At 71.2% G+C, this 20323-nt stretch carries 23 protein-coding genes and 1 pseudogene; 8 read left to right on the top strand and 16 right to left on the bottom strand.

What is annotated here, in order from left to right:
* Positions 1-256 precede the first annotated feature (256 nt).
* The 3 genes from ACFWTC_RS03385 (at position 257) to ACFWTC_RS03375 (ending at position 7419) form a co-directional block, all read left to right on the top strand.
* Positions 257-988, top strand: coding sequence for a VIT1/CCC1 transporter family protein (locus tag ACFWTC_RS03385; RefSeq protein ID WP_383928601.1), 732 nt, complete (start codon positions 257-259; stop codon positions 986-988).
* Positions 989-1388: 400 nt separating this feature from the next.
* Positions 1389-5966, top strand: coding sequence for a glutamate synthase large subunit (gltB, locus tag ACFWTC_RS03380; RefSeq protein ID WP_383928616.1), 4578 nt, complete (start codon positions 1389-1391; stop codon positions 5964-5966).
* Positions 5959-7419: a glutamate synthase subunit beta gene (locus ACFWTC_RS03375; protein ID WP_384025667.1), complete on the top strand. Its 1461-nt coding sequence runs from the start codon at positions 5959-5961 to the stop codon at positions 7417-7419. The genes gltB and ACFWTC_RS03375 overlap by 8 nt, the downstream gene beginning before the upstream one ends.
* A gap of 311 nt (positions 7420-7730) precedes the next feature.
* Here the strand turns inward: ACFWTC_RS03375 and ACFWTC_RS03370 are convergent, their stop codons facing one another.
* Positions 7731-8513: a GntR family transcriptional regulator gene (locus ACFWTC_RS03370; RefSeq protein WP_383928596.1), complete on the bottom strand. Its 783-nt coding sequence runs from the start codon at positions 8511-8513 to the stop codon at positions 7731-7733.
* Positions 8510-9052 carry a GntR family transcriptional regulator gene (locus ACFWTC_RS03365; protein WP_383928595.1) on the bottom strand — a complete coding sequence of 181 codons (543 nt, stop codon included), beginning with the start codon at positions 9050-9052 and terminating at the stop codon, positions 8510-8512. The genes ACFWTC_RS03370 and ACFWTC_RS03365 overlap by 4 nt, the downstream gene beginning before the upstream one ends.
* A 77-nt stretch (positions 9053-9129) precedes the next feature.
* Here ACFWTC_RS03365 and ACFWTC_RS03360 point away from each other — a divergent pair, with 77 nt between their 5' ends.
* Complete coding sequence (locus tag ACFWTC_RS03360; protein ID WP_383928592.1) at positions 9130-9621, top strand: ATP-binding protein; 492 nt, start codon at positions 9130-9132, stop codon at positions 9619-9621.
* Between the two features lie 603 nt (positions 9622-10224).
* Positions 10225-11550: a DUF1906 domain-containing protein gene (locus tag ACFWTC_RS03355; protein WP_383928590.1), complete on the top strand. Its 1326-nt coding sequence runs from the start codon at positions 10225-10227 to the stop codon at positions 11548-11550.
* 75 nt (positions 11551-11625) lie between these two features.
* Here the strand turns inward: ACFWTC_RS03355 and ACFWTC_RS03350 are convergent, their stop codons facing one another.
* From ACFWTC_RS03350 to ACFWTC_RS03340, 3 genes are all read right to left on the bottom strand, one after another.
* Positions 11626-12153, bottom strand: coding sequence for a pyridoxamine 5'-phosphate oxidase family protein (locus ACFWTC_RS03350; RefSeq protein ID WP_383928587.1), 528 nt, complete (start codon positions 12151-12153; stop codon positions 11626-11628).
* A 16-nt stretch (positions 12154-12169) separates the two neighbouring features.
* Positions 12170-12898, bottom strand: coding sequence for a VWA domain-containing protein (locus ACFWTC_RS03345; protein ID WP_383928585.1), 729 nt, complete (start codon positions 12896-12898; stop codon positions 12170-12172).
* Positions 12899-13015: 117 nt separating this feature from the next.
* On the bottom strand, positions 13016-13612 hold the full coding sequence (locus tag ACFWTC_RS03340) for a helix-turn-helix transcriptional regulator (RefSeq protein WP_384025664.1): 597 nt from the start codon (positions 13610-13612) through the stop codon (positions 13016-13018).
* Positions 13613-13716: 104 nt separating this feature from the next.
* Between ACFWTC_RS03340 and ACFWTC_RS03335 the strand changes: the two are divergent.
* Positions 13717-13899, top strand: a pseudogene (locus ACFWTC_RS03335) (LLM class flavin-dependent oxidoreductase); the annotation flags it as partial.
* A 70-nt stretch (positions 13900-13969) separates the two neighbouring features.
* Here ACFWTC_RS03335 and ACFWTC_RS03330 read toward each other — a convergent pair.
* Positions 13970-14161: a hypothetical protein gene (locus ACFWTC_RS03330; protein WP_384025661.1), complete on the bottom strand. Its 192-nt coding sequence runs from the start codon at positions 14159-14161 to the stop codon at positions 13970-13972.
* A gap of 175 nt (positions 14162-14336) precedes the next feature.
* On the opposite strand from ACFWTC_RS03330, the gene ACFWTC_RS03325 reads away from it, so the two are divergent.
* Positions 14337-14573, top strand: a complete 237-nt coding sequence (locus tag ACFWTC_RS03325; RefSeq protein ID WP_384025658.1) for a helix-turn-helix transcriptional regulator — start codon at positions 14337-14339, stop codon at positions 14571-14573.
* A gap of 44 nt (positions 14574-14617) precedes the next feature.
* On the opposite strand, the gene ACFWTC_RS03320 is transcribed toward ACFWTC_RS03325, so the two are convergent.
* The 3 genes from ACFWTC_RS03320 to ACFWTC_RS03310 all read right to left on the bottom strand — a co-directional run bounded on the left by ACFWTC_RS03320 (position 14618) and on the right by ACFWTC_RS03310 (position 15426).
* On the bottom strand, positions 14618-14923 hold the full coding sequence (locus ACFWTC_RS03320) for a hypothetical protein (protein ID WP_384025655.1): 306 nt from the start codon (positions 14921-14923) through the stop codon (positions 14618-14620).
* A gap of 114 nt (positions 14924-15037) precedes the next feature.
* Positions 15038-15199 carry a hypothetical protein gene (locus ACFWTC_RS03315; protein WP_384025652.1) on the bottom strand — a complete coding sequence of 54 codons (162 nt, stop codon included), beginning with the start codon at positions 15197-15199 and terminating at the stop codon, positions 15038-15040.
* On the bottom strand, positions 15196-15426 hold the full coding sequence (locus ACFWTC_RS03310) for a hypothetical protein (protein WP_384025649.1): 231 nt from the start codon (positions 15424-15426) through the stop codon (positions 15196-15198). The genes ACFWTC_RS03315 and ACFWTC_RS03310 overlap by 4 nt, the downstream gene beginning before the upstream one ends.
* 180 nt (positions 15427-15606) lie before the next feature.
* Between ACFWTC_RS03310 and ACFWTC_RS03305 the strand changes: the two genes are divergently transcribed.
* On the top strand, positions 15607-16848 hold the full coding sequence (locus ACFWTC_RS03305; RefSeq protein WP_384025646.1) for a transcriptional regulator: 1242 nt from the start codon (positions 15607-15609) through the stop codon (positions 16846-16848).
* Here ACFWTC_RS03305 and ACFWTC_RS03300 read toward each other — a convergent pair.
* The 7 genes from ACFWTC_RS03300 to ACFWTC_RS03270 form a co-directional block, all read right to left on the bottom strand.
* Positions 16829-17494, bottom strand: coding sequence for an HAD family hydrolase (locus tag ACFWTC_RS03300; protein WP_384025643.1), 666 nt, complete (start codon positions 17492-17494; stop codon positions 16829-16831). The genes ACFWTC_RS03305 and ACFWTC_RS03300 overlap by 20 nt on opposite strands.
* Before the next feature lie 78 nt (positions 17495-17572).
* Complete coding sequence (locus ACFWTC_RS03295; protein WP_384025640.1) at positions 17573-17845, bottom strand: hypothetical protein; 273 nt, start codon at positions 17843-17845, stop codon at positions 17573-17575.
* 88 nt (positions 17846-17933) lie between these two features.
* Complete coding sequence (locus ACFWTC_RS03290; protein WP_384025638.1) at positions 17934-18326, bottom strand: hypothetical protein; 393 nt, start codon at positions 18324-18326, stop codon at positions 17934-17936.
* Positions 18316-18750 (bottom strand): hypothetical protein, encoded by a 435-nt coding sequence (locus ACFWTC_RS03285; RefSeq protein WP_384025635.1) that lies wholly within the window; start codon positions 18748-18750, stop codon positions 18316-18318. The genes ACFWTC_RS03290 and ACFWTC_RS03285 overlap by 11 nt, the downstream gene beginning before the upstream one ends.
* Positions 18751-19134, bottom strand: a complete 384-nt coding sequence (locus ACFWTC_RS03280) for a hypothetical protein (RefSeq protein WP_384025632.1) — start codon at positions 19132-19134, stop codon at positions 18751-18753.
* Between the two features lie 2 nt (positions 19135-19136).
* Positions 19137-20096 (bottom strand): hypothetical protein, encoded by a 960-nt coding sequence (locus ACFWTC_RS03275; RefSeq protein WP_384025630.1) that lies wholly within the window; start codon positions 20094-20096, stop codon positions 19137-19139.
* Positions 20096-20308: a hypothetical protein gene (locus ACFWTC_RS03270; protein ID WP_384025627.1), complete on the bottom strand. Its 213-nt coding sequence runs from the start codon at positions 20306-20308 to the stop codon at positions 20096-20098. Before ACFWTC_RS03270 ends, ACFWTC_RS03275 begins: the two co-directional genes overlap by 1 nt.
* Positions 20309-20323: the final 15 nt, after the last annotated feature.

Here is a 20323-nt window from a genome sequence, read left to right as displayed (position 1 = left end):
TTGATGGGACTCATGATGAGCCCTTGGGGGATTTGTTCCATGACATGAGGTTTGTCGCTCGCCGCGAAACACCCCGCGCGGGCTCTCGTCACCCGGTCGCCGATCCGTAAAACCGCAGGTAAGTACGGCCTTCCTTGCTGGCGGGCGGCAAAAATCGGGCGTAGGTTCGAGGTGGTCAGGGGGAGTGGGTGTCCGCGCGTCGGCCGCGTGGCGAATTCGCGTACCCATTCGTACAAAAGGGGAGAAAGGCGCCGCCATGTCCATCATCGACATCGAAGCACCGCTGCACGCCGCCCACCGCGACAACCACACCCACCGCGACGTCAACGGCGGATGGCTGCGCCCGGCGGTCTTCGGCGCGATGGACGGGCTCGTGTCCAACCTCGCCCTCATGACCGGCGTCGCCGGCGGCGCCGTCGCCCCGCACGTCGTGGTGATCACCGGGCTGGCGGGCCTCGCGGCCGGCGCGTTCTCGATGGCGGCCGGCGAGTACACCTCCGTCGCCTCGCAGCGCGAGCTGGTCCTCGCGGAACTCGACGTGGAGCGCCAGCAGCTGCGCAAGCACCCCGTCGACGAGATGGAGGAGCTGGCGGAGCTCTACGCCTCGCGCGGAGTCGACCCCTCCCTCGCCCGCGAGGTCGCCATGCAGCTCTCCCGGGACCCGGAACAGGCGCTGGAGATCCACGCCCGCGAGGAACTCGGGATCGACCCCGAGGACCTGCCGTCGCCGATGGTCGCGGCGGTGTCCTCGTTCGGCTCCTTCGCGCTGGGCGCGCTGCTGCCCCTGCTGCCGTACCTGCTCGGGGCCGTGTCGCTGTGGCCGGCTGTGCTGCTGGCGCTGGTGGGGCTGTTCGCCTGCGGAGCGGTCGTCTCGCGGGTCACGGCCAGGTCCTGGTGGTACAGCGGACTGCGCCAGCTCGTCCTGGGTGGCGCGGCCGCGGGTGTGACGTACATCCTGGGAACCTGGATCGGTGGGGCCGTAGGCTGACCGCGCAGGGAGTGAGACACTATGCAGTACGCGACATAAGTAGTTCGTTACTCGGCGGTTTCGCTTCCGTGTCCGCCGGGCATCACACCATCGCGTCTCCCCGGTCCCTACCGGGAGGCGCCCAGGGGCAACGATGCCCCTCGCGCCGGGACCTTCGGCCCGTGATCGCAAGCTGATTCGCCCGCGAAGGTCCCACTTTTCTGCCCCGTGCACTGTCCGCATGCTGGAATGGCGTATCCGCTTCTCGGGATTGTCGTCATCATGTAATCTGCACGAAATTTCGCAGAGGGCCAACGTCGTCCCTCGGCTATGCACATATGCCACGACGACGACGGGAGAGCCGATGCGTTCCGCATCCACGCACTCCGCGACCGGCCCCAGCACCACTGCCTGGTCGCCCATGGACGGTCGCCCCGCCCAGCAGGGCATGTACGACCCGCGCAACGAGCACGACGCCTGCGGCGTCGGCTTCGTGGCCAACCTCAGCGGCGAGGCCAGCCACACGCTGGTCGAGCAGGCGCTGACCGTATTGCGGAACCTCGAGCACCGCGGCGCGACGGGCTCCGAGCCCGACTCGGGCGACGGCGCCGGAATCCTCTCCCAGGTGCCGGACGCGTTCCTGCGCGAGGTGGCCGGGTTCGAGCTCCCCGAAGCCGGCGCCTACGCCGTCGGCATCGCCTTCCTGCCCGCCGACGGCTCCGCACAGGCCGTCGCGCGGATCGAGGCCATCGCCGCCGAGGAGGACCTCACGGTCCTCGGCTGGCGCGAGGTGCCCGTCACCCCCGACCTGCTCGGCAACGGCGCCCGCGCCACCATGCCGGCCTTCTCCCAGCTGTTCGTCGCCGGGGGTACCTCCCAGGCCGAAGGCTCCGGGGGAGGCAGCACCGGCATCGAGCTGGACCGCAGGGCGTTCGTGCTGCGCAAGCGCGCCGAGCGCGAGGCCGGGGTGTACTTCCCGTCGCTCTCCGCGCGCACCATCGTCTACAAGGGCATGCTGACCACCGGCCAGCTGGAGCCCTTCTTCCCGGACCTCTCCGACCGCCGCTTCGCGTCGACGCTCGCCCTGGTCCACTCCCGGTTCTCGACGAACACCTTCCCGTCCTGGCCGCTCGCCCACCCGTACCGCTTCGTCGCGCACAACGGCGAGATCAACACGGTCAAGGGCAACCGCAACTGGATGGAGGCCCGCGAGTCCCAGCTGGCCTCCGGAGTGTTCGGCGAGGGCGCCCTGGAGCGCATCTTCCCGATCTGCACCCCGGACGCCTCCGACTCGGCCTCCTTCGACGAGGTCCTGGAACTGCTCCACCTCGGCGGGCGCTCCTTGCCGCACAGCGTGCTGATGATGATCCCGGAGGCGTGGGAGAACCACACCTCCATGGACCCGGCGCTGCGCGCGTTCTACAAGTACCACTCCACGCAGATGGAGCCCTGGGACGGCCCGGCCTGCGTCACCTTCACCGACGGCACCCAGGTCGGCGCGGTCCTCGACCGCAACGGCCTGCGCCCCGGCCGCTACTGGGTCACCGATGACGGCCTCGTCGTCCTCGGCTCCGAGGTCGGCGTGCTCGACATCGACCCGGCCAAGGTCGTCCGCAAGGGCCGCCTGCAGCCCGGCAAGATGTTCCTCGTCGACACCGCCCAGAAGCGGATCATCGAGGACTCCGAGATCAAGGCCGAGCTGGCCGGCGCCGCTCCGTACGCCGAATGGCTGGAGACCGGCGAGATCGAGCTGACGGACCTGCCCGAGCGCGAGCACATCGTGCACACCCACGCCTCGGTCACCCGCCGCCAGCAGACCTTCGGCTACACCGAGGAAGAGCTGCGCGTCATCCTCGCGCCGATGGCCCGTACCGCCGGTGAGCCGCTGGGCTCCATGGGTACGGACTCCCCGATCGCGGCCCTGTCCGAGCGGCCCCGGCTGCTCTTCGACTACTTCACGCAGCTGTTCGCGCAGGTCACCAACCCGCCGCTGGACGCCATCCGCGAGGAGCTCGTCACCTCGCTGCTGTCCTCGCTCGGCCCCCAGGGCAACCTGCTGGAGCCGAACGCCGCGTCCTGCCGCAGCGTGACCCTGCCCTTCCCGGTGATCGACAACGACGAGCTGGCCAAGCTCATCCACGTCAACGCCGACGGCGACATGCCTGGCATGAAGGCCGCCACGCTCTCCGGCCTCTACCGGGTCTCCGGCGGCGGCGAGACGCTGGCCGCCCGCCTGGACGAGATCCGCGGCGAGGTCGACGCGGCCATCGCGAACGGCGCGCACCTGATCGTCCTGTCGGACCGCCACTCGGACGCCGAGCACGCGCCGATCCCGTCGCTGCTGCTCACCTCCGCCGTGCACCACCACCTCATCGCCACCAAGCAGCGCACCCAGGTGGGCCTGCTGGTCGAGGCCGGCGACGTCCGCGAGGTCCACCACGTCGCGCTGCTCATCGGCTACGGCGCGGCCGCGGTCAACCCGTACCTCGCCATGGAGTCCGTCGAGGACCTGCTGCGCGCCGGTACCTTCCTGTCCGGCCTGGAGCCGGAGCAGGCCATCAAGAACCTGATCTACGCGCTCGGCAAGGGCGTCCTGAAGGTCATGTCCAAGATGGGCATCTCCACCGTCGCCTCCTACCGCGGCGCCCAGGTCTTCGAGGCCGTCGGCCTGAACGAGGAGTTCGTCGGGGCGTACTTCAGCGGTACCGCCACCAAGATCGGCGGCGCCGGCCTGGACGTCATCGCCAAGGAGGTGGCCGCGCGCCACGCCAAGGCGTACCCGGCCTCCGGCATCGCCGCCACGCACCGCGCGCTGGAGATCGGCGGCGAGTACCAGTGGCGCCGCGAGGGCGAGCCGCACCTGTTCGACCCGGAGACGGTCTTCCGCCTCCAGCACGCCACCCGCAACCGCCGGTACGACATCTTCAAGCAGTACACGGACCGGGTGAACGAGCAGTCCGAGCGCCTCATGACGCTCCGCGGGCTCTTCGGCTTCAAGACCGAGGGCGCGGCGGCCCGCCCGCCGATCTCCGTCGACGAGGTCGAGTCGGTAGCCGACATCGTCAAGCGCTTCTCCACCGGCGCCATGTCGTACGGCTCCATCTCGCGCGAGGCCCACGAGACCCTCGCCATCGCCATGAACCAGCTGGGCGGCAAGTCCAACACCGGCGAGGGCGGCGAGGACCCGGACCGCCTGTACGACCCGGCGCGCCGCTCCTCCATCAAGCAGGTCGCCTCCGGCCGCTTCGGTGTGACGAGCGAGTACCTGGTCAACGCGGACGACATCCAGATCAAGATGGCGCAGGGCGCCAAGCCCGGCGAGGGCGGCCAGCTGCCCGGCCACAAGGTCTACCCGTGGGTGGCCAAGACCCGGCACTCCACGCCGGGCGTGGGCCTGATCTCCCCGCCGCCGCACCACGACATCTACTCCATCGAGGACCTCGCCCAGCTGATCCACGACCTGAAGAACGCCAACCCGGCGGCCCGCATCCACGTGAAGCTGGTCTCCGAGGTCGGCGTGGGCACGGTCGCCGCGGGTGTCTCCAAGGCCCACGCGGACGTCGTCCTCATCTCCGGCCACGACGGCGGTACGGGCGCCTCGCCGCTCACCTCGCTGAAGCACGCGGGCGGTCCCTGGGAGCTCGGCCTCGCCGAGACTCAGCAGACGCTGCTGCTCAACGGGCTGCGCGACCGCATCGTGGTCCAGACGGACGGCCAGCTCAAGACCGGCCGCGACGTGGTCATCGCCGCGCTGCTCGGCGCCGAGGAGTTCGGTTTCGCGACCGCGCCGCTCGTCGTCTCCGGCTGCGTCATGATGCGCGTCTGCCACCTGGACACCTGCCCGGTCGGCATCGCCACGCAGAACCCGGTCCTGCGTGACCGGTTCTCCGGCAAGCCCGAGTTCGTCGTCAACTTCTTCGAGTTCATCGCCGAGGAGGTCCGCGAGATCCTCGCCGAGCTGGGCTTCCGCACGATCGAAGAGGCCGTCGGCCACGCCGAGCTGCTCGACACCACCAAGGCCGTCACGCACTGGAAGGCCCAGGGCCTCGACCTGGAGCCCCTCTTCTACGTGCCCGAGCTGCCCGAGGGCGCGGTCCGCCACGCCCTCATCGAGCAGGACCACGGTCTGGAGAAGGCCCTCGACAACGAGCTGATCAAGCTCGCCGCCGACGCGCTGAACGCCGACACGGCCGAGCAGGCCCAGCCGGTGCGCGCCCAGGTCGCGATCCGCAACATCAACCGGACCGTCGGCACGATGCTCGGCCACGAGGTCACGAAGAGGTTCGGCGGCGCGGGCCTGCCCGACGACACCATCGACCTGACCTTCACCGGTTCGGCCGGCCAGTCCTTCGGCGCCTTCGTTCCGCGGGGCATCACCCTGCGCCTGGAGGGCGACGCCAACGACTACGTCGGCAAGGGCCTCTCCGGCGGCCGGATCGTGGTCCGCCCGGACCGCGGCGCCGACCACCTCGCCGAGTACTCGACCATCGCCGGCAACACCATCGGCTACGGCGCGACCGGCGGCGAGATGTTCCTGCGCGGCCGCACCGGCGAGCGCTTCTGCGTCCGCAACTCCGGTGCGCTGGTCGTCTCGGAGGGCGTGGGCGACCACGGCTGCGAGTACATGACCGGTGGCCGGGCGGTCGTCCTCGGCGAGACGGGCCGCAACTTCGCGGCCGGCATGTCGGGCGGCGTCGCGTACGTCATCGACCTCGACCCGGACAACGTCAACCTCGGCAACGCGGGAGCCGTCGAGACCGACCTGTCCGACACGGACAAGCAGTGGCTGCACGGTGTGGTGCGGCGCCACGAGGAGGAGACCGGCTCGACCGTGGCCGCGAAGCTCCTCGCTGACTGGTCCGCCGCGGCGGATCGATTCAGCAAGATCATCCCGACCACGTACAAGGCAGTGCTCGCCGCCAAGGACGCCGCTGAGCTGGCCGGACTCTCGGAGTCCGAGACCACTGAGAAGATGATGGAGGCGGCGACCCATGGCTGACCCGAAGGGCTTCCTCACCACAGCGCGCGAGACCGCCTGCACCCGTCCCGTGACCGACCGGCTCCAGGACTGGAACGAGGTCTACGTTCCGGGCTCCCTGCTCCCGATCATCAGCAAGCAGGCCGGCCGCTGCATGGACTGCGGCATCCCGTTCTGCCACAACGGCTGTCCGCTCGGGAACCTGATCCCGGAGTGGAACGACTTCGCGTACCGCGAGGACTGGACGGCGGCGTCCGAGCGCCTGCACGCCACGAACAACTTCCCGGAGTTCACCGGGCGGCTGTGCCCGGCCCCGTGCGAGTCGGCGTGCGTGCTCGGCATCAACCAGCCGGCCGTCACGATCAAGAACGTCGAAGTCTCGATCATCGACCGGGCGTGGGACAACGGCAGCGTCACCCCGCAGCCGCCCGAGCGGCTGTCGGGCAAGACCGCCGCCGTCATCGGCTCCGGCCCGGCGGGTCTCGCCGCGGCCCAGCAGCTGACCCGGGCCGGACACACGGTCGTGGTGTACGAGCGCGCCGACCGCGTCGGCGGGCTGCTGCGCTACGGCATCCCCGAGTTCAAGATGGAGAAGGTGCACATCAACCGCCGCATCGAGCAGATGCGCGCGGAGGGCACCAAGTTCCGTACCGGCATCGAGGTCGGCCGCGACATCACCGCCACCGACCTGCGCAAGCGGTTCGACGCAGTGGTCATCGCCGCCGGCGCCACGGTCTCCCGCGACCTCCCGGTCCCGGGCCGCGAGCTGAACGGCATCCACTTCGCGATGGAGTACCTGCCGCTCGCGAACAAGGTGCAGGAGGGCGACTTCATGGCGCCCCCCATCACGGCCGAGGGCAAGCACGTCGTCGTCATCGGCGGCGGCGACACCGGCGCGGACTGCGTGGGCACCGCCCACCGCCAGGGCGCGGCCTCGGTCACGCAGCTGGAGATCATGCCGCGCCCGTCGGAGGACCGGCCCACCCACCAGCCGTGGCCGACGTTCCCCATGCTGTACAAGGTCACCTCGGCCCACGAGGAGGGCGGCGAGCGGGTCTACTCCGTCTCCACCACCCACTTCGAGGGGGACAAGGACGGCAACGTCCAGTCGCTGCACCTCACCGAGGTGGAGTTCGTCGACGGCAAGCTCACCTCGAAGCCCGGCACCGAGCGCGTCCTCCCGGCGCAGCTCGTCACCCTGGCGATGGGCTTCACGGGCACGGACCAGGAGAACGGCCTGGTCCAGCAGTTCGGCCTGGCGCTGGACGCGCGCGGCAACATCGAGCGCGACGCGGCCTACGCGACCAACGTCGACGGCGTCTTCGTCGCCGGGGACGCCGGCCGCGGCCAGTCGCTCATCGTGTGGGCCATCGCGGAGGGCCGCTCGGCCGCCCGCGGCGTGGACCGCTTCCTGACGGGCACCAGCGCCCTCCCGTACCCGGTCAAGCCGACGGACCGCTCCCTCACCGTCTGACCCGCCGCACCCCGGCGGCCTCCGGGCCGCCGGGCCCCTCCCGAACGGGAGGACCCCTCATACGGTCCGTACAACGGTGTACGGAACTCCGACACCGCGCCCGCCATGACCATCCTGGATGCCGGGCTCGCACCGCTCGGCCGCAGGCGGCCTCCCGGGCTTCGCCCTGCTGCGCCGGCCTCCGGCCGTCGGCCCCCCGCCCCCGCACAGGGCGGGACCCCTCATACGGTCCGTACAACGGTGTACGGAACTCCGACACCGCGCCCGCCATGTCCCCGACCAGGGATGGCGGGCGCTGTGGCGTTCCGGGGCTACTCGGGGGTGAACTCGTACTGGAGCTCGTAGAGATGCCCGGCCTTCACCATGACGGTGACCTCGACCGGACGGTGGTCCCCGTCGCACACGGTGCGCAGGGTACGCAGTACGGGCAGGTCTCCCGGCAACCGCAGCGCGGCGTACTGCTCCTGCGTCGCGATCCGCGCGGAGATCCGGTCGGTACTGTGCGCGGGCGGGAAGCCGAGCCCGGTGAGCAGGGTCGGTGTGCCGCCCCGGATCCGGCGCGCCGCCGCCAGGGCGGTGCCGTGCGCGACATCGAGGGGGTAGTACGAACTCACCAGTTCGGCGGGTTCGCCGTCGAGAGTGATCAGCTGGTATCTGCGGACTGCCCTGCCGCCCCCCGGGAGGCCGAGCGCGGTGGCGACGTCACCGGCTACCGGTACCTCTTCCACCGAGAGCAGAGTGACACGGGCGGCTGCGGACTGTTCCGTGACGGCCCGGGCGAGCCAGGGGTATGTGGTGCCGTCTCCCGCCGGGGCGAGAGAACCCGCCGGGCGGACGGTGCGCTGTCGGTTCTGCCGTACGGTGATCGCCGATCCGGCTCTGCCGATGACCAGCCCCTCGCTCTTCAGGAGCTGAACGGCCTTTTGAATCGTGGCGTTGGACGCGTCGAACCGGTTCTTCAGCTGCGCGGTGGACGGCAGCTTCGCCCCGGACGCAAGCCCTCCGCTCATGATCTCGCCGCGAAGGTCGGCAGCGATGCGTACGTGGAGCGGGCGGGGGTCCGACCCATCGGTTTCGGGACTGCTCAAGGTCATCCGATCCTGATCTCGTACCGCAGCTGCTGGCGTCCGGAGGGCATGAGCATCAGATCCGCCTGGATCGCACGGTCCGATCCGTCGTAGGTGGTGCGGGTCAGGTGCAGCACCGGCTCGGCCGGACCGAGGCTCAGTTGCCGCTGCTCCCGTGCATCCGGCATGCGGGCCGTGACGGTCTCGACAACGCGCTCGCCGACGTAACCGAGCTGCGCCAGCAGGGTCACGGCACCACCGCGGATTTTGGCGGTGCCGGCCAGAGGAGTGCCGGAGGCGATGTCGGCAGGGTAGTAGGTGTCCGTCAACTCCACTGGAACTCCGTCCAGTTCGATCAGCCTGCGACGGACCACGACTATTTCCGGGCCGGCCAGTCCGAGGGCGCGGGTGACATCGGGCGGGGCGGCGGTTTCCCCCGCGTGCAGGATGCGCTGACCGCCTCGACGCCCGGCGGCCCGCGCTTCCTCGGTCCACGTGTCCGTTTCTCCCGCGTGGCGCGGCGTCAGGTACGGCAATGACGTGCTGGTCCATCCGCTGCCGCTCACGATGCCTCCGCGCTCCGATCCGCTGTGTCCCGCACTACGTTAGGCGACTCCTTCGTGTGGGCCTACCCTCGCAAACCTTGCTGCTTTTTGCGAATAGCGATACGTTCCGTGTGGTCTTGGAAGCTGAGAGTCAAGGCGGTGGGATGTATATGCGCTTGTCCAGGCAACAGCGATTTCCTCGGGTGCGCAGTGCCGTGCCGGCGGCCCGTCACTTCGTTGGTGACACGCTCGCCGGGTGGGGGATCGTCGAGCGTCGAGACGACGTGCGGCTCTGCGCGTCGGGGCTCGCCGCCAATGCGGTCGTCCACGGAGTTCCCGTAGGGCGCCAATTTTCCGTGCAGTTGGTGTGGGAAGTGCGCGATCTGTGGATCGAGGTGCGTGACAGCGGTCCGGGATGCCCTGTCGTTCAGCGGCCCGGGTGGGAGGCTTCCGCCGGCAGGGGGCTGTGGCTCGTCACTTCGGTCGCGGACGCGTTCGAGGTCCGGGACGAAGGAGTGGGCAAGTCGGCCCGCGCGGTCTTCAGGCTGCCGCCGCATGTCGTAGACGGGCGGGTGGTGCCGGGGCGCTGAGGGCGCTGCCCTGGAGGCGGTGCCGAGGGGGTGCGCAGGGGCCGGAGTGCCGGTCGGGCAGGTCGGGGTGGACGGCGCCGGCGCGTTCGGACGGGCGTAAGCGCGGTGGGCCGGGGTGTCGGCAGCGGCTCACGGGGTTGGTGTCGAGCGGGATGTGAGGGCTGCCGGGGCTAGCGGGTCGTGACGCCCGCCGTGCGGAACATGTGCGACAAGTGGGTGTCGTCCGTACGGGGGCTGCGGTGGAGCCGGGCCGCGATGGCCGGGGTCGTGAAGCCCTTCGCCGCCAGGGGCGGGGGAGGAGCGCCGGAACCCGGGCCGGTGCGGGCGGCGGCGGGGGGAACAGGTCCGCCAGGCCCGTGAGGAGCCGGGAGCCGCCCGCCTCCGCCAGGCGGCGGCCCCGCCGCCACAGCGCCGCCGCCGCCGCACCCGGGTCACCGGTCGGCCCGTCAGGCCGGCGCCTGCCGGCAGGGCCTGCGACGGCCACAGCGCCGCACTCGCGTCGGCCGCCGCCCGCGCCGCGCGCGTACCGCTCCGCCGCCGGCCCCGGCGCGCCCCGCCCCGCCAGCACGGCGCCCGCGCCGTCGTCTGGTACCTATCGGCACCATGGCCCCCACCCGAACGCTGCTGAGCGGCCTCCTCGGAGCCGCCCTGCTGTTCCCCCTCCCGCTCACCACCGCCACCGCCACCGCCACCCCGAACGCCGCCGGCGACGGGCGGACCGTCGACTACCGCGGGCTGCGGCTCTCCGTCCCCGCCGACTGGCGGGTCGTCGACCTCGACCGGAACCCCGGCGCCTGTGTGCGCCTCGACCTGCCCACCCTGTACCTCGGCCACGCCGGGACCCAGGCCGAGTGCACCGGCCGGGCGGCCGTCCGCCGGGCCGACACCCTGCACCTCGAACCCCTCGACGGAGCCCCGCCGCGCGCCGACGTGCCGACCGTCGCCGCGGAGTCCGTGGAGGCCCTGCCCGAGGTCCCGCCCCGCTCCGACAGCAACGAGCTGCGCTACGCCCTGCGCCGCTCCGGGATCATGGCCACCGTCTCCTACGGGCTCGCGCCCGACACCGTACGGGAGGTCCTGGCCCGGGCCCGTACCGTCGCCGGCGCGGCCGCCGCGGCCCCCGCCGGTCCGGCCGTCGCCACCGCCGCCCTCGCGGCCCCGGCGCTCCGTACCGCCCAGGAGCCGTTCACCGGCCAGGGCTTCGACGCCTGCACCGCGCCCACCCAGCGTTCCATGGACACGTGGCGCGCCGATTCCCCCTTCGGCGCGGTCGGCATCTACATCGGGGGCCGCGCCCGCGCCTGCGCCCAGCCGCAGCTCACCGCCGGCTGGGTGCGCAAGCAGGCCCAGGCCGGCTGGCACCTGATGCCGATCTGGGTGGGTCCGCAGCCCTGGCACAGCGCCAGCACCGGCCTGTCCACCGATCCCTCCGAGGCGGACGCGCAGGGCCGCTCCGCCGCCGACGGCGCGGTCGCCGCGGCCCGGTCGCTCGGCCTGCCCGAGGGCACCGTCCTCTACAACGACCTGGAGAACTACTCGGACCGCGCCACCTGGGACGCCCCGGTCGTCGCCTACCTGACCGCCTGGACGGTCCGGCTGCACGAGCTGCGCTACCTGTCCGCCGCCTACGTCTCGGCGAGCTCCGGGGTCAAGGCCCTGAGCGCCCACTACGACCAGGCCCGCGAGGCCATGCCCGACGTGCTGTGGGTCGCCCGGTGGAACGGGACGGCCTCCGTCTCCGACGCCGATATGGGCCTGCCGAAGGGCACCGCCCAGTGGGCCGGACCGCGCCGGGCCCACCAGTTCCGCGGCGACCACGACGCCTCGTACGGCGGGGTGACCATCAACATCGACCGGAACCGGGTGGAAGTGGATCCCTCCGTCCTCGGGACCGGAGGGATCCCCGCACCGCTCCTGCCGCTCAGCTAGGGCGCCGGCCGGCGGTCCGGAAGTCGGCGGTCCGGGAGCAGGCGGTCCGGGAGCAGGCGGTCCGGAAGCCGGCGGTCACCCGCCGGCCGGGTCCCTCGGGTCCTCCCGGGCCGGCTCGTCGTCGTTGCCCCGGCGGATGGTCCGCAGACCGCCCGCCGGGGTCCACGACCGCACCACCAGCTCCTCGCCCGCCACGCCGACGTGGACGACCTCCGTCAGGTCGGCGTGGAAGAGGTGGAAGGGGTGCGGGGACTCCGACGCCGTCTCCTCCGCGTACCGGTGCAGCTCGGGCGGGTCGACGACCTCGACCGCCCGCCCGGAGACCCGTACGTCCCCGTCCGGCATCGTCTCGCCCGCGCCCGGGTTGGTGTGCAGGGCGAAGCGGGGGTCGCGCTGGAGGTCCCTGGCCTTCATCGAGCCCGGCATCATGCCGAGCCACAGCTCCCCGCCGCGGATGTCGACGTTCAGCCCGGCCGCCCGGGGGGACCCGTCCTTGCGGAGGGTGGCCAGGACGTGGTGCGGGTACTGCGCGAAGCGGTCCCGGACCGCCGTCGCGAACTCCGGCTCTGCCTTCTCGAAGGCCGCCCAGTTGGTGATCGTCATGCCGCCATGAAACCCCTCAGGCCACCGTGATGCCCAGCCGCCGGGCCGCGTCCAGCCAGGCGGGGAACTCCCCGACGAGCCGGTCGTACAGCTCCGAGTCCGCGACGGAGCGCGGGTCGGGGCCCGCGTGGAAGTAGCCCGCGTTGTCCACGGCGCGCCGGCCCGGGACCGGCAGCTCGTCCAGCCGGCGCAGGAAGTCGAACTGCGAGCTGCGGGTGTTGCCGAAGCCGACGAACTGCCAGAAGAGCGGCAGCCGGGCCGCCTTGCAGAGGTACCTCTCCGCCGCGAGCTTGTTGATCGGCCCGCCGTCCGTCTGGAACACGACGAGGGCCGGCCGCGTGGATCCGGAGTCCAGGTAATGGTCGATCACCGCGTCCATCGCCGCGTGGTAGGCCGTCTTGCCCATGTGGCCGAGCCGGGAGGCGATCTCGGTGACCCGTCCCTCGTGCCCGGCGAGGGAGACCTCCTCCACCGCGTCGACGTCGGTGGAGAAGAAGACGACCGGGACGCGCCCGTCGTCGTCCAGGTGCGCCGACAGCCCCAGCACCCGGTCGGCGAGGGCCTGGACGCTGCCGTCGTCGTAGTACGGGCGCATCGACCCCGAGTAGTCGAGGACCAGGTAGACCGCGGCGCGCCCGCCCTCCAGGCCGTACTTGCGCAGGGAGACCCCGGCGCTCTTGTAGAGGCTCACGAGCGCCGGAGCCGTTTCCTCGACCTTGCGGAGGTCCATCGCACTGCCCGTCATGGGGCCGAGGGTACGGGAGGACGCGCCGGCCGGCGCCGGTGAACATCCGTGCGCATCCCGGGGTGCGGGGGCGGGCGGCGACGGCCGCCACGGCCGTGCCGCCGGCTCCCGGCCCGGCTAGGGGCGGTCGGCCCGTTCGGCCCGTTCGGCCGCCGCCGCCTCGATGTCGTCGAGCATGGCGGCCGCGAGGTCGCGCTCGGAGGCGTAGTACCGCTCGGCCCACTTGAGGGTGAGGGCGGGGTAGGCCCAGGCCGGCTCGTCCTGCGCGCTCTGCGCGTCGGCGACCGCGCGCAGCCGCATGTCCTCCGCGAACTCCTGGTGCCGGACGAGGACCTCGCGCATCTGGGCGGGTTCCAGCAGGTGGCCCAGCCACAGCCGGAGCATCGGCCCGTGCTTCAGGACGGGCGGGTCGACGGCCGCCTCCCGGGCCCACTCGCGTACGGCCGCCATGCCGTCCCCGGTGATCCGGTAGACGCGCTTGTCGCGGGTGCCGGTCTCCTGGGCGACCAGGCGCGAGGAGGCGTACCCCGCACCCTCCAGCCGCTTGAGCTCGCTGTAGATCTGGCTGAAGGAGGGGCTCCAGTAGAAGAACTTCAAGGACCGGTCCGACCACTTCTTCAGGTCGTAGCCGGACAGCTCCTCCCCGAAGGACAGCAGCCCGAGCACCGCCCAGCTGGTCGCGGGGAGCGTGCGCCTGTTCGTCTCGTCTGCCACGCAGCGCAGTCTACGACCGGTGTCCGCGACGGCCCTTCCCCGGAGAGGCCATGCCTGCTAGGAATATTTCTAATCGAAATATGTCCAGGAAGTCCGGAGGCTCCGTGAAGTTCTCGATGATCTTCGAGGCGCAGCTCGTCGACCCGACCCCGGAGCGGGAGCGCCGGGTCATCCACGACTGCGTCGAACAGGCCGTCTTCGCCGAGGAGATGGGCTTCGACCGGATCTGGGCCGTCGAGCACCACTCCCTCACCCAGTACGCGCACATGAGCGCCTCCGAAAAGTTTTCACTGCGCATGTGTTCTGGTCAAGGGAAAGCCCCCCGGATGCGGAGCCGGGGGGCCTGGCGGGTGGGGGCTACTGAGCGTACTTCGACAGCAGTCTGAGGACGTCATCGAGGGAGCTGCGGAGGCTCTCGATCATCACGATGGATCCGGCAGCATCCAGGGCGGCCAGGTCGGCTACGCGGGATGCGGCGAGGGCGCGGGCGGCGGCGTCACGCTCGATGCGTTGGGCGGGGCCAAGGTTGGCGACTGGCGAGTCCGGCATTTCGTGCACTGTGTATCACCCTGGGTTGTTGATCGGCGCGGCTCTGTCATGAGCTTGGTTGCTTTAAGCCACTGACGCAATGGGTTTCGGTCAACAAATTGGAAGGGACATCTAACGATCAGGTGTACCTGGCCAGGTACAGACAAAATAACAAGATCGTTACAGCGTGGGCCGGATGTCTGCCGATCCGCCGCCCACCTGGACAGTCGCCCGACGCCGGGTCATCGGCGAGCGCCTACGCACCGCCCGCACCGCAGCGCGCCTCTCCCAGGAGGAGCTGGCCGAGCGCGCCGGGATCGACCGGAAGACGGTCGTACGTCTGGAGGGTGGCGCCAGCGACGCGCGGTTGACGGTCTGGATGCTCCTCGCCCGCGCGGTGGGCGTTCCCCTTGCGCACCTCGTACGCGAGTAGCCCCGGCCGGAAGGGTGACCGGCCGAGGCGCAGGGGTGGAGCTACTACACCGGCGGTCGGCCCGGGGTTGTCGTCGGCTTCGGAGTGGGCAACGCCGGGCCGGGGTTCGGTGGCGTCTTCGGCGGGCCGCCGGCGTGCTTGCCCATCTTGATCCTCGCCGTGCTCAGGCCGTACAGGCCGAGCGGCGGGAACAGGACGACGCGGGGCGCGTTGCCCAGCACAGCGCAGTTAAGGCACAGCAGATCGCGGGCGCCCTGGCCGACGCGAGCCGCCTCGACAGGCGCGCGCCAACAGGCCTCGCAGGTGGTGACGTCGGTGGGCGACGCCTTGAACTCGGTGGTGGTGATCACTCGGTCCTCGCTTCGGTGAGAGGTCGGTGGTTCAGGTGGATGCGGCCCAGAGGGTGACCGCGACGAACGCGACCACCGTGGCGGCGACGATCAGGGCCTGCTTCTGTCGCTCGGTCACTGCTCGACCGGCTCTTCCGGCCGACGCACGGTGCAGCTCGGCTTGTGGAGGATCGCCCCGCCCTCGGGGCCGCCGATCGGCAGAGCTTTGACGCCGCAGCCGCCGCACTTGCGGGGCAGCGCGGTCCACCGCCCGGTCGGGTACGTCGGCGTTGTCATGCCGTGCCGCCGGGCGCCGGGCAGGAGTAGACGTCGAAGTCCAGGGCGTACGGCCCGTCGTGGACCATGGCGACGCCGCGGTGCACGCGGTTGGTGGAGAGCTGGCCACCGCAGGCGACGCACGCCACGCCCTTCAACTGCTCCGTCGTCAGCTGGCTGGTGACTGGGACGGGGACGTCTCGGCACCGGGTGGTGGGCAGTCGGTCGGCCTCGGTTCTCGCGTTCACGTTGCCCTCCTCGGTGCCGGGAGGGAAAGCGTCGTCCTGCCGGACCGTCAATACGAGGACTTTTAGCGGACTTCTTGCCGTGCCAAAGGGGACTTCCTATGCTCCGAACGGGCATCCACTGGTCGCCGATGGGACTTCCTGGGACAGTGGCATATACCCATCACCATACGGAGGTTGAGCGTGACCAAGCCCGATGGGAACCGACGCTTCAAGGCCGCGCGCGTAGCCGCCGGCTACCCCTCACAACAGGCCCTCGTGAAGGCCCTGGCCCGCGAGGGCCTCGCCGTGGACGTACGGCAGGTCAGACGCTGGGAATCCGCCACCCCGCCCTGGCCCTACCAGGCCGCGCAGGACGCACTCACCAGCCTCCTCAAAGCGAGCATCGAGGAACTCGGCTTCACCCCGCCCGACGGCCGCGACCGCCCCGTCACCACCCGGCGCCGCGTCACCGCGCCGCACGCCCCGGCCGCCCGCACGCCGATGCAGAACGTCGGCGCCATGCAGCCCGCCACCGTCGCCGCCGACTACCTCGCCGTGACCCGCGCCCACCGCCGCCTTTACTGGACCGTCGCGCCCGCGGCCCTCCACCCCGCCGTCACCGCGCACGCCGCGCTCGGCACCGAACTCCTCCCCGCGACAGCCGGCGCCACCGGGCAGACCGTCGCCGCCGCCCTCGCCGAGAGTTTGCTCCTCGCCGGGCGCATCGAGTTCTTCGACCTGCGTGAACCCCAGCAGGCCACCGCCACGTGGCTGCGCGCAGTCCAGGCCGCCGGGGAAGCCGACGACTCGATACTTGGATCGGCGATCCTCGCCCACATGGCGTTCGCCCCGGGCTGGGCCGGCGACCGCGAAGGCGCCGCCGAGCGGATGGTGATGGCGCGGACGTACGCCCGCCGGGGCCCGGCGTCGCCCCTGTTCCTTGCGTGGCTCGACGCGGTCGAGGCCGAGTGTGAGACCCGCAGCGGGCAGACCCGCACCGCCCTGAACCTGATCGCGCACGGCGAGGACCTCCTGGCCGGCGGCGGGGAAGCGGCGCCGGCTCCGGAGTGGATGGACTGGTTCAGCCCGGCCCGTCTCGCCGCGTTCAAGGGCAACACGCAGTTGATCGCTGGGCACCTGCCGCAGGCGCGGACGACGCTGCTCGGCGCCCTCGACGCGCTGCCGACCGACGCCGACAAACAGCGGACCGTCCTGCTCGGCGATCTCGCCGCCGTCGAGGCTGCGGCCGGACTGCCGGAGGCCGCGTGCGGGTACGCGCTGCGCGCCCTCGACCAGCTGGAGACGCACTGGTACGCCACCGGGATGGAACGGGTCCGGGAGGTGCGGCGCACGCTCGCACGGTGGCAGCACGAGCAGTGCGTCCGCGACCTCGACGACCGGCTGTACGGGTGGGGGCCGACGCTCAGCGCGCTGACGCGTTGAACTCGGTGATCCGACCGGGAAGTTCGAGGAGGCTGTCGACACGGAACGTCGGCAGCTTCTTCGCTTCCTCGGTGTCCCACTGGATGGTGGCCCACGGGCCGCGGCGGATCAGCGCGGTGTGCATCCCGGCGGCGGCGCCCGGCCGGAGGTCGTTGTCGACTCGGTCCCCGACGTAGAGGATCTCGTCGTTGGCGTGCGGGACGACGGCCGCGACGCGCTCGAAGAACGCGAGGTCCGGCTTGCTGGCGCCCCAGTCGTCCGACGTGCCGATCAGGTCGACGTCCCGGGTGAACAGGCTCCGCAGGATGCCGCCCGCGCGGACTGTCTGATTCCCTGCGATGCCCAGCCACAGCCCGTCGGCGCGCAGCTCGGCGAGCGCGGGCCGGACATCCGGGTACAGGTCGGACTCGTCGAAGTGCTCCGGCTTGCCCGCGGCCGCGCGGGCCTCCCGCTGCTCCGTGAGGTCGAAGCCGGGCGCGAACTCCTGGAACACCTCGCGGTAGTCGCGGCCCTGAGCCACGACCGCGCCGAACATCGAGGCGAAGGTGTGGCGCGGGACGCCGAGCCAGTCCGCCCAGGTGCCGTACTCCCGCGTCTCGTCCACGAGGCACTCGCCGACGTCGAAAACCACTGCGCGAATCGTCATGGCGGCAGCGTAGCCACCGACCCCGGACGCACGAAAGCGCCCCCTCCCGACCCCGAAGGGCCGGAAGGGGGCGCCCGCCTACTTGCCGCTGTCCTTCAGCATCTTCTCTTTGCTGAACCGGCCGTTCTCGTCCGCCCAGCCGAGCCGCTCGATCGTGGCACTGACAGCGATCGGGGCGTAGTCCTCCTGCTTGATGTCCTTGCAGGCCCCCGGCTTGCCCGTCTCGCTGGCGGGGCGCTCGATGAGAACACGGCGGCATTCCTTCACGGTGTCGTCGTAGCTCTGCCCGCAGCCGGTGGCCAGGAACAGGACGGTGATGGTGGCCGCGGTCGCGCGGCGGGTGGTGCGCATGGTCCCCCCTAGGGTTCGGGTGGGCTGCATCATGCAGCGCGCGCCACCGTTCTGGCGAGGGGCTGGCGCTGGTCGGACTCCAGTTCGGTCAGTCGATGCTGTACGGGATCAGCTCGGGCGGGATGGGCTCCGGTTCCAGCTCGGCCGTCCGGAGTCGGCGGTTCGCGCGGCGGATGACACGCATCGCCTGGCGGAGCAGTTTCTCCAGGGTGGAGACGCGGATGGTCTGGTGCTCGACGAGCTCCGTCAGATGATCCACTTTGGCTTCCAGGGTGGTGATCTTCCCGGAGAAATGCGACCAGATTTGCGGGCTGACCTCCAGCGCACCCGGCGCCCGGTCGTCATCACCCTCGGCCGCCGCGGGCGGGCCGTGGACGGGAGACTGCGGGCCCTTCGGTGCGGACACCCGCGCCACGAGGACGGAGCCGATCACGCCGACGACCGCGATCACGACTCCCAGAACGGTTCCCTCAGTGCCCATCTGGCGCCCCCTCATCACACGTGCATGAGCGCCTGCGACCCCCCGTCAGCGCGGCGACAACGAACACCAGCAGGACGATCGCCGCGTACAGCGGGGCGGACGCCCACGCGACCTCGTACTCGCCCGTCGCGGACGAGCCGACGAACGCCAGCCCCCACACCGCGGGCGGCAGGAACACACCGCCAACGCCGAGGAGATCCCGACCCGGGCGCAGGGCCGCGGTCAACACTCCGGCTACGCCGCAGGCGATCCACACCCCGCCCCACGCCTCAACGCACATGATCCGAATCAGGGGCGCCGCCGCGGCCACGACCCCGGGCCGGGCGGTCACGATCAGACCGATGCCGTACGCAATCCAGCACAGGCCGGTGCCGCCCAGCGCCAGGCCCCGCCACTGGAGGTGCCTCCACAGGGCGGCCCGCACTCAGACCGCCTGCGGCGCGGCCGGCTTGACCGGGCTGGACTGCTCGATCGGGAGCCGGGCGACGGGCGCTTCGACCTGGTCGTGCGAGACGAACGCCAGGACCGCCGAGACGAGAGACATCCACGTGGCCTGCTCGGTCGCCGAGAGGTCGAGGCCGAACCCGACGAACAGAGCCAGCGCCGCCTGCGCGAGCTGGAGGATCGCGGCTCCGGCGGCGCCGGTCTTCAGCACGATCGCGGAGGCGACCGCAACCGCGCAGGCGAGGAACGTGTTGATGAGGGTCTGCTGGAACTCGGTGACTTCCCAGCCGTACGCCGCGGACAGCTTCAGCGTGACGGCGATGACGGCGAGAAGGTAGACGGGCTCGCGTCCGAAGATGCGCATGATCAGGACTCCTTCGGGGTGGTGGCGGGGGCGACGGTGATCTGGACTTTGAGGGTGCCGTCGGCGAGGGCCGCGGCGATCTCGGTCGGGGTGAGCTTGCACGCGGCGGGTAGTGCCGCGAGGATCGCGTTCTGCGCCTTGAACTTCGTGTTCAGGGACGCGACGACGCCCGCCAGCGGGTGCGTGCCCGCCGACTCGGGCTTCTCGGACATCGCCTGGTTGAGCCAGTACAGGGTGGCGTGCGCGATGTCCTCTTTGGTGAGGCCAGCCATGGGGTCTTCCTCCTCGGTGGGGTTGCTGTTGGTCGGTTCTTCCGGCTGTTCGCCGCGGGCGAGAGCCAGGACCCGCGCGAAGTCGATGTCGCCGGGGTCGCCGTGGTCGTTCTCGGGGACGTGCTGGTGGCCAAGCCACCCGTAGTAGTCGCCCCACTGGGTGCCGGTGAGTCGGACGCCGTTGGCGCCGTACGAGCCGCCGACCTGGCCTTTCTTGTAGGGCTTCCACGTCACGCCGGACTGCATCAGGAGGTTGTGTGCCTCGCTGGCCCAGCGGACAAAGATCGCGAGCTCGGCAAGGACCCAGTCGGGGGCGGCGGGCCAGAAGATGTAGTCGACGCCCGCGCGCTTCCCGTCCCAGGTGACGGCCTTCCGCTCGTCGCAGGTCCCGACGAGCTCAATCTGCACAGCGTTCGCGGTGTTCGTCTCGACGCCACCAGCGAGGTTCATGAGGGCGCGGCTGGAGGTGTCGAAGTCGAAGTGCTGGTACCAGCGCAGCCGCTTGTTGGGGATGTCGGGGAGCGCGGTGAAATTGGGTGCGTCCCGGCCGCCGCGGTAGTCGGGTAGGGTGCGGCCCTCCGTGGTGTGGAGGACACCGACATTCGACTCCATCGGGTTGCCGGGGAAGGCGCCCTGCCACCAGTACGCGAGCGACGCCGGCGGGTACTTCTGCGGACCGGTCTTGGACATCAGGAGGCCTCCCCTTCTGTGGGCGGCAAAGCGGCGCGCACCGCCGCGTCCTTGGCTTCGAGCAGTTTGCGGAGCGCCACCGACAGCTCGGGGCCCGGCGGCAGGCTGTCCACCAGCTGGCGCGCGAGGACCGAGAACGGGGACGACACCGACTTCAGGCGGTCCGGGAGGTGCCCGGACTCGAAGTACCGCAGGATCGGGGGATGCGACATCAGGTCTCCAGTGCT

The sequence above is a fragment of the Streptomyces sp. NPDC058619 genome, from assembly GCF_042717785.1.
Taxonomy (GTDB): domain Bacteria; phylum Actinomycetota; class Actinomycetes; order Streptomycetales; family Streptomycetaceae; genus Streptomyces.
This window is presented reverse-complemented; position numbering and strand designations above follow the sequence as displayed.

Bases quoted from the DNA above. Each gene is read 5' to 3' on its own strand.
- gltB (WP_383928616.1), top strand. From the start codon at position 1,389: ATGGACGGTCGCCCCGCCCAGCAGGGCATGTACGACCCGCGCAACGAG.
- ACFWTC_RS03345 (WP_383928585.1), bottom strand. From the start codon at position 12,898: ATGACGGGCAGTGCGATGGACCTCCGCAAGGTCGAGGAAACGGCTCCG.
- ACFWTC_RS03300 (WP_384025643.1), bottom strand. From the start codon at position 17,494: ATGACGATTCGCGCAGTGGTTTTCGACGTCGGCGAGTGCCTCGTGGAC.
- ACFWTC_RS03325 (WP_384025658.1), top strand. From the start codon at position 14,337: ATGTCTGCCGATCCGCCGCCCACCTGGACAGTCGCCCGACGCCGGGTC.
- ACFWTC_RS03315 (WP_384025652.1), bottom strand. From the start codon at position 15,199: ATGACAACGCCGACGTACCCGACCGGGCGGTGGACCGCGCTGCCCCGC.
- ACFWTC_RS03275 (WP_384025630.1), bottom strand. From the start codon at position 20,096: ATGTCCAAGACCGGTCCGCAGAAGTACCCGCCGGCGTCGCTCGCGTAC.
- ACFWTC_RS03370 (WP_383928596.1), bottom strand. From the start codon at position 8,513: ATGACCTTGAGCAGTCCCGAAACCGATGGGTCGGACCCCCGCCCGCTC.
- ACFWTC_RS03295 (WP_384025640.1), bottom strand. From the start codon at position 17,845: ATGCGCACCACCCGCCGCGCGACCGCGGCCACCATCACCGTCCTGTTC.
- ACFWTC_RS03270 (WP_384025627.1), bottom strand. From the start codon at position 20,308: ATGTCGCATCCCCCGATCCTGCGGTACTTCGAGTCCGGGCACCTCCCG.
- ACFWTC_RS03290 (WP_384025638.1), bottom strand. From the start codon at position 18,326: ATGGGCACTGAGGGAACCGTTCTGGGAGTCGTGATCGCGGTCGTCGGC.
- ACFWTC_RS03280 (WP_384025632.1), bottom strand. From the start codon at position 19,134: ATGCGCATCTTCGGACGCGAGCCCGTCTACCTTCTCGCCGTCATCGCC.
- ACFWTC_RS03375 (WP_384025667.1), top strand. From the start codon at position 5,959: ATGGCTGACCCGAAGGGCTTCCTCACCACAGCGCGCGAGACCGCCTGC.
- ACFWTC_RS03385 (WP_383928601.1), top strand. From the start codon at position 257: ATGTCCATCATCGACATCGAAGCACCGCTGCACGCCGCCCACCGCGAC.
- ACFWTC_RS03350 (WP_383928587.1), bottom strand. From the start codon at position 12,153: ATGACGATCACCAACTGGGCGGCCTTCGAGAAGGCAGAGCCGGAGTTC.
- ACFWTC_RS03355 (WP_383928590.1), top strand. From the start codon at position 10,225: ATGGCCCCCACCCGAACGCTGCTGAGCGGCCTCCTCGGAGCCGCCCTG.
- ACFWTC_RS03330 (WP_384025661.1), bottom strand. From the start codon at position 14,161: ATGCCGGACTCGCCAGTCGCCAACCTTGGCCCCGCCCAACGCATCGAG.